7 protein-coding genes and 1 pseudogene are annotated in these 5,764 nt (G+C 53.6%); 3 read left to right on the top strand and 5 right to left on the bottom strand.

Features of this window, described 5'->3' with window-relative positions; genetic code table 11:
• The 3 genes and pseudogenes from xerC to ACGF7G_RS21380 form a co-directional block, all read right to left on the bottom strand.
• Positions 1 to 959, bottom strand: a 959-nt coding sequence (xerC, locus tag ACGF7G_RS21390) for a site-specific tyrosine recombinase XerC (protein WP_387468229.1), incomplete at its 3' end; no start/stop codon positions are given.
• Between the two features lie 33 nt (positions 960 to 992).
• Positions 993 to 1,169, bottom strand: coding sequence for a hypothetical protein (locus ACGF7G_RS21385; RefSeq protein WP_387468228.1), 177 nt, complete (start codon positions 1,167 to 1,169; stop codon positions 993 to 995).
• 13 nt (positions 1,170 to 1,182) lie between these two features.
• A pseudogene (locus ACGF7G_RS21380) lies at positions 1,183 to 3,879 on the bottom strand (CHC2 zinc finger domain-containing protein); the annotation flags it as partial.
• Between the two features lie 102 nt (positions 3,880 to 3,981).
• Here ACGF7G_RS21380 and ACGF7G_RS21375 point away from each other — a divergent pair.
• The 3 genes from ACGF7G_RS21375 to ACGF7G_RS21365 all read left to right on the top strand — a co-directional run bounded on the left by ACGF7G_RS21375 (position 3,982) and on the right by ACGF7G_RS21365 (position 4,989).
• Positions 3,982 to 4,383 carry a helix-turn-helix domain-containing protein gene (locus ACGF7G_RS21375; RefSeq protein WP_387468227.1) on the top strand — a complete coding sequence of 134 codons (402 nt, stop codon included), beginning with the start codon at positions 3,982 to 3,984 and terminating at the stop codon, positions 4,381 to 4,383.
• Between the two features lie 73 nt (positions 4,384 to 4,456).
• A complete protein-coding gene (locus ACGF7G_RS21370; RefSeq protein ID WP_387468225.1) occupies positions 4,457 to 4,777 on the top strand; it encodes a SymE family type I addiction module toxin in 321 nt (106 codons plus the stop codon).
• Positions 4,778 to 4,791: 14 nt separating this feature from the next.
• A complete protein-coding gene (locus ACGF7G_RS21365; protein WP_387468223.1) occupies positions 4,792 to 4,989 on the top strand; it encodes a hypothetical protein in 198 nt (65 codons plus the stop codon).
• A gap of 55 nt (positions 4,990 to 5,044) precedes the next feature.
• Here ACGF7G_RS21365 and ACGF7G_RS21360 read toward each other — a convergent pair whose 3' ends face one another.
• On the bottom strand, positions 5,045 to 5,365 hold the full coding sequence (locus tag ACGF7G_RS21360; RefSeq protein ID WP_133816365.1) for a hypothetical protein: 321 nt from the start codon (positions 5,363 to 5,365) through the stop codon (positions 5,045 to 5,047).
• A gap of 15 nt (positions 5,366 to 5,380) precedes the next feature.
• Positions 5,381 to 5,764 (bottom strand): HNH endonuclease (locus ACGF7G_RS21355; protein ID WP_387468221.1); only part of this gene is annotated, 384 nt, incomplete at its 5' end.

Raw genomic sequence — 5,764 nt, 5'->3', positions numbered from 1 at the left:
TTTTTCTTCGGTTTCCGCTCTGCCGGGTGCGTCTGTTGATGAACTTCTTTGAGGTGTCCGATGGCAACCCGCGTGTAAATTTGCGTGGTCTCCAGCTTTTTATGCCCCAGTATCGCCTGGATATGCCGCGTGTCCGCGCCGTTCTCCAGCATCTGCGTCGCCATTGAGTGCCGGAACACGTGACAGGCCCCCGGTTTGTCGAGTTTTGCCTGCTCCCGGATGGTTCGCCCTGCGATTTGCGTTAAGGTGTTGCGGGCCAGCGGTCTGCCTCTGACGGTGATAAACACATGCCCGCTGTCATACCGATAAGCCAGTTGCGGGCGCACGCTGGCCAGATACCGCTCCAGCCACGCCAGCGCCCGTTCTCCTATCGGCACCACCCGGTCATGTCCGTTTTTTCCCTGTCGCACCACCATCACCCCGCGATGGCGGTCTATATCGCCGAGTCTCAGATTAATCAGTTCTGTGCGCCGGATACCGGTATTCCAGAACACTTCCAGCATGGCGCGGTTACGCAGGCCGAGGGGCGTCTGGGTGTCGAGGCTGGTCAGCACATGCTCAGTCTCCGCGTCACTCAGTACCTGCGCGGGCAGCCGCTGCTCCTCTTTCGGCAGGATTAGCATTTCTGCCGGGTTATACAGGATATGGTGACGCTGCAATAACCAGCGGAACCACCCCCGTAAGGCGCGGAGCCGTTGTAACTGGCTGTTATTGCCGTAATGCTGTCCGTCTGCCTTGCGGTAACGGCGCAGATAACGCTGCCAGCTCTCCAGCAACGGCAGGGAGACCTGCGGCGCATGGTAGACCGCTCGCATCTCGCACCAGTCGACGAACGGCGTTAACCATTCCCGATAGGTTTCCGGCGTTCGGGTGCTGTGCCCGCTGGCGGTCTGGATTTCCAGATACGCTTCAAGCTGCTGGCGTAAGGTCGCAAGGGTAAAAACAGGTTGTGTTTCCATTGTCTGCCTCTTAATGGGGGTTCTGTCGGTGTGCTACGGTTTTTTTATCCTGTCCTGCCGGAACAGTAATTTTTTGCTTAACCCGACCGCTTTGCTGTGAAGCCTTGTTGTGTCTGACTTTGCGCTGATATTTTTAACCCGACCTCTTGCCGACCTGATACCGACCAGCAGGCGACCGCTTAACGTCTTACCCCGACCGGACGATTTCATACTGCGCCATTCAGGGCACTATCAGTCCGCTCAGGTGCGCGGCGTCGCTGTCTTCCCCGTCGAACAGCAGTTCGTAGATGAATGTCAGCCCGCGCCGGTGCAACAGCAGGTATTCCATTTCGACCAGCCGTGAGAGATGGATTTTTAGCTGGGTATCGCCCCACTGCACCGCATCACGCAACATTTTGCGGGTAAACAACATTTCATGGCGCGGCTGCCCGCTTTCCCTGACCCAGTTTTGTATCAGCAGCAACAGCCTGCGCGTCTGCGGCGGCATCTCATCCAGTGTGCGGCCCAGTATCTCGTGGGCCAGCCGGTTCGCCAGGCGGATATCTTCTTTGGCGACTTCGATATATTCAAGCCGTTTGCCCCGGTGTTCCGCTGTCTTCACCTCGCGCTGGTGCTGATGCAGCAGGGCGATACTTTGTATCAGCGTGAGATATTTCATGTGGTCGCGGCGGGTGCGGGTTTTATCGCTCATGAACGTTAACTGTGAAGCATAAGGGTTAACCACATTGAGCGGGCGTAACAGCCGCTGGGCGTTTTGATGCAGTTCGGTGATATAGGTCTTCTCATTTTCCGCCAGTAAACCTTCAAGGGTCTGCTTATGACGTTGCAAGGCGTGGATAGCTTCGGTCTGTTCCCGTGATTCGTTCACCGTCAGCACCAGACAGCGGTTTAACAGCTCTTCATCGACATCTATTGCGGTGGTGGTGAGCATCAGCATCACCGGCCCTTTCACCGTGTACTGTTTGGTGACCAGATTACCGCTAGCGTCATCTTTACCGGTGCTGGCAATGGTCAGTTCGCCGTCGCTTTGCAACAGTTTGAGCGCATAGGCGGCCTGCCGTACCCCTTCTTCTTCGGCAATGGCTAAGATTTTATGCTGGAGATTGGTTTCCCCCAGATAGAACAAGCTCTGGCCGGTCATGGCGCTGTATTGCAGCCGTTCTTCTTCCGGTATCAGATTGAGTACGGCATCCATTAAGCTGCTTTTACCTGCCGCCGAACTGCTTTGTATCAGCACGGCCAGCGGACGTTCCAGCTTGCGACTGACGGCAGCTAAGTAACCGGCCAGCAGGTTGGTGCTTTCGCCCACCACGCCACAGGCGGCTAAGTCAGCGGTGATGCGCCCACTCAGTTGCGGGTCTTGCAGCAGCGCCAGCGCCGCTGCCCGCTCGGCGTCGTTCATTTCTTGCGTTTTCTGCTCAGTTCCCATTTCCCCCTGCTGCTGCCACTGTTCAACTGCCAGTAATACCTGTCCCAGTGCCCGGCGAATATCCCCCTCAGCCAGCCCCAGCTCAGCCGCTGCCATCCGCGCGTAACTCTGACGGCTGCGTGCGCTCATCAGGTCAACGCCATCTGGGAACATCACGCCGCTTTGGGTATCAATGACCTGTGCATTGAGCTTCATGGCAACTGCGCCCGCTTTCACGGAAGACAACCCCCGAATGCACCAGCGCAGGCTGCCCAGCGAGACCTTAAGTTCCCCATCTGCCCCCGCTTCCCAGATGAGGCCGGGCGTCGGGTTTTGCACTGCTGCCGCAGCGGCTAAAGCCGGAGGCGGGGCGGCTTCGGCGGATATCTCTGCTTCCGTGCGCGTTGTCACTGCGGTTGACATTGGCGTTGCACTCTCAAGCAGCAGGGCGAAGGCGGCTTCCGGCTCGGCCACCTGACACAGATACTCATTCGCATCCGTCTCGGGCGGGAACATCACCCGCAGCGGGGTGATACCTTTTGCCAGCAGCGCCTCTGCCAGTTTCACCGCCGCTTCATTGCCCGCGCTGTCATTGTCGAAGGCGATAAGGACCTGTTTGATGCCATGCCGCTCAAACGCCAGCCAGTGGTCAGCCGTCACCCCGTTGACCCCGTAAGCGGCGGTCACGTTCCGATGACCGGCGACCCAGAACGACATCGCATCAATCAGCGATTCACATAAGATAAGGCTTTTCGAGGCCATCAGCGCCGCTTCATTCCAGACCCCGCGATGGGGGCCCGGCAGATAGAGATGATAGACGGACCCCGGCCGCAACCGATCCCGGATTTTGCGCCCGTATATCTCCCGGACCTGCCCCTCAGGGCCAATCACCGGAACAACCAGCGCTCCGCTAAAGTGTTCATGACCCGATTCACGCATCAACCCTACCGTACGCAGTCGCGCCCGGATTTCAGCGCCCGGTTTGAGTTTCTTTGACGGCAGCCGATACCCCAGCGTGCGGTTGGCAAAGCCCAGCCGGAAGTGAGCGACTAACTCCGGGTGATTGAGTCGCCGCTGTGTCAGATACGCCTGCATCTCCGGCGCGTTCAGCAACGTGTGGTGATAGAACTCAACCACCCGATGCAGCAGCGCCTGCCGGCCGGCTTCATCTTCGGCCAGCAATGTCGGTTCAGACGGCGCAACCAGCGGTTCGACCGCCGGATTTTCGCCCAATAAAGCCCGCAACCGCTCCGCCGCATGGCGCAGGCTTAAGCTTTCGGTTTTCATCACCCAGTCCAGCACCGAACCGCCCGCATTACAGCCGAAGCAGTGATACAGATTCTTTTTCGGGCTGAGCACCATTGACGGGGTTTTCTCCTGATGAAACGGACACAGCAGCACGTAATCGTCTTTGCCGTGTTTAATCAGCTTTCGTCCCTGTTGTTCTGCCACGGCCACTAAGGAGGCGGCGGCTTTCAGGTGCTGTAATTCTGCTTCCGGGATGCGTGCCATAAAAATGTTCCTTTTAAACCCTTGTCAATAGACATATATGTAGATTATATTATCTATACATTATGGGATTTGCAACAGGCAGCTAAAAAAGGAGACGATACAATGAACCCTATTGATTCATTGTGTGCAGGGTTGGATATGTCAGCATTTGCAGAACGTCTTCGCTTGTTGCGTGAGGCACGTAATTTAAGTCAGGTTCGACTGGCTGAACTGTTGGGCGTTGATCCGCGCGCTTATAATCGTTGGGAAAAAGGCGCGAGTGCGCCACATTTGGAAACGGTTATTAAGATCGCTGATGTGCTCCAGGTGACGATAGATGAACTGGTTGGCCGCAGGGCTATATCGGATGAAGTGAAGATCCGCAACCACACATTACATTCCTTGTGGCAAAAAGCGGACCTGTTGCCAGATACCGATCAACAAGCGTTGATTGTGGTACTTGACAGCTTTGTCAAGAAAGCCATGGTTGAACAGGCAATGGGATTTAACGGCACTAAGCGTTGAGATAGCGCGGCAGACGGTGAGTTCGCACCTCACGTCTGCCGCTCACCACAAGCAACTAAAAGAGGTAGTTACTATGGCTAAGGCGCATTCTAAAGCAGAAGCGGCGGTAAATAAAGCCGCGAAAACAGAACGTTATTACACGGTGGGCTATGTACCGAACGGGAATAAGGTCAACAACGCCACCCCGGCGATACATCTTAAGGGACAGTGGCTGAGACAGGCGGGATTTAATACCGGCGGCCAGATTACGGTGAAGGTGATGGACGGTTGTCTGGTGCTCATTCCTGACAGTGAAGCCACGCAACAACAGCATCAGCAGTACCAGCGGCAACAGGCCCAACTGCGGGAAATAAAGCAGCAGATGCGGGCGCTGATAACCGGTTTTGTGGGTTAAGGGGAGAGCATAAGATGACGATAGTGATTGAACATTTGCAGGATATTCAGTTAACCCACATTGAAGCGCTGGCCTTAGCCCAGCTGGTTAAGCGGCTGAACTGGGCGGAGATACGCGCCTGTGCGGTGAATGACGAAGAAGCATATCAGATCAAAGATGCAATCTATAAGCTTCAATCCGCGCTGGCTTACCGTGGGTATGCGCCACGGTAGATCATCAGAAAGCCGGAAGATCACGGGGGATCTTTCCGGCTCATATCTCATATAATTAAAACTCCATAAAAGCATCATTTTCAAAATAAAAAATAAATGCCTTCAATAGATCATTAAGAGATGGATTGTCTAACTGGGCCTTAGTATTAGCTACTACTTCTTCAATTGTTCCTCCATCTAAAACTTCAATCCACCCGTTTTCTTTTACCTGTTTAGGTAAATAATCATCAGAATCAGGTGGAAAATCAGCACTACTCAGAGAAAAAACTCCTTCTGTTTCTAACGTCCAACTATTTTGATCTGGAGGTAAGCAAAACCACTCGCTGGAATTATTTTCTGGGGTCGATAATACATCAGCAATAGAAACTAACTTCATAAACTACCTCATTATTTATAGTCCACCACATTTTCCACTACCTAACTTTTTAAATCCTCCTTCCTGATTTGGATGAAGGCTTTTCTGTACAGCGCCTGGCGCTTGATGTTGAGATCTTGGAATAAGTTCTATCTTAGTTGGATTTTGAGCATTATGGTGCCATGAATGATTAGGCGGGCTAGTACGTTCAAATCCACCTTTTGGACCTGGCTGCACATGCGCTACAACTTCAGGTGGTAACGATTTAGCTAAACGTGGATCTTTTTGTATTGCTTCATACAGTTGTTTATTTGCATTATTAAAATGCTTAGGTCTGCTACTTGAATGTAAATCTGTGGGAATATCTGTTTGATACCACACACTATAATTTGGACTGGATAAAGGTCTACCAGTAGCATC

This window comes from Photorhabdus sp. RM323S (assembly GCF_042879375.1).
GTDB classification, from domain to species: Bacteria; Pseudomonadota; Gammaproteobacteria; order Enterobacterales; family Enterobacteriaceae; genus Photorhabdus; species Photorhabdus tasmaniensis.
Note: the sequence above shows the minus strand (reverse complement) of the source record. Positions and strands in the feature narration are given on the sequence as shown.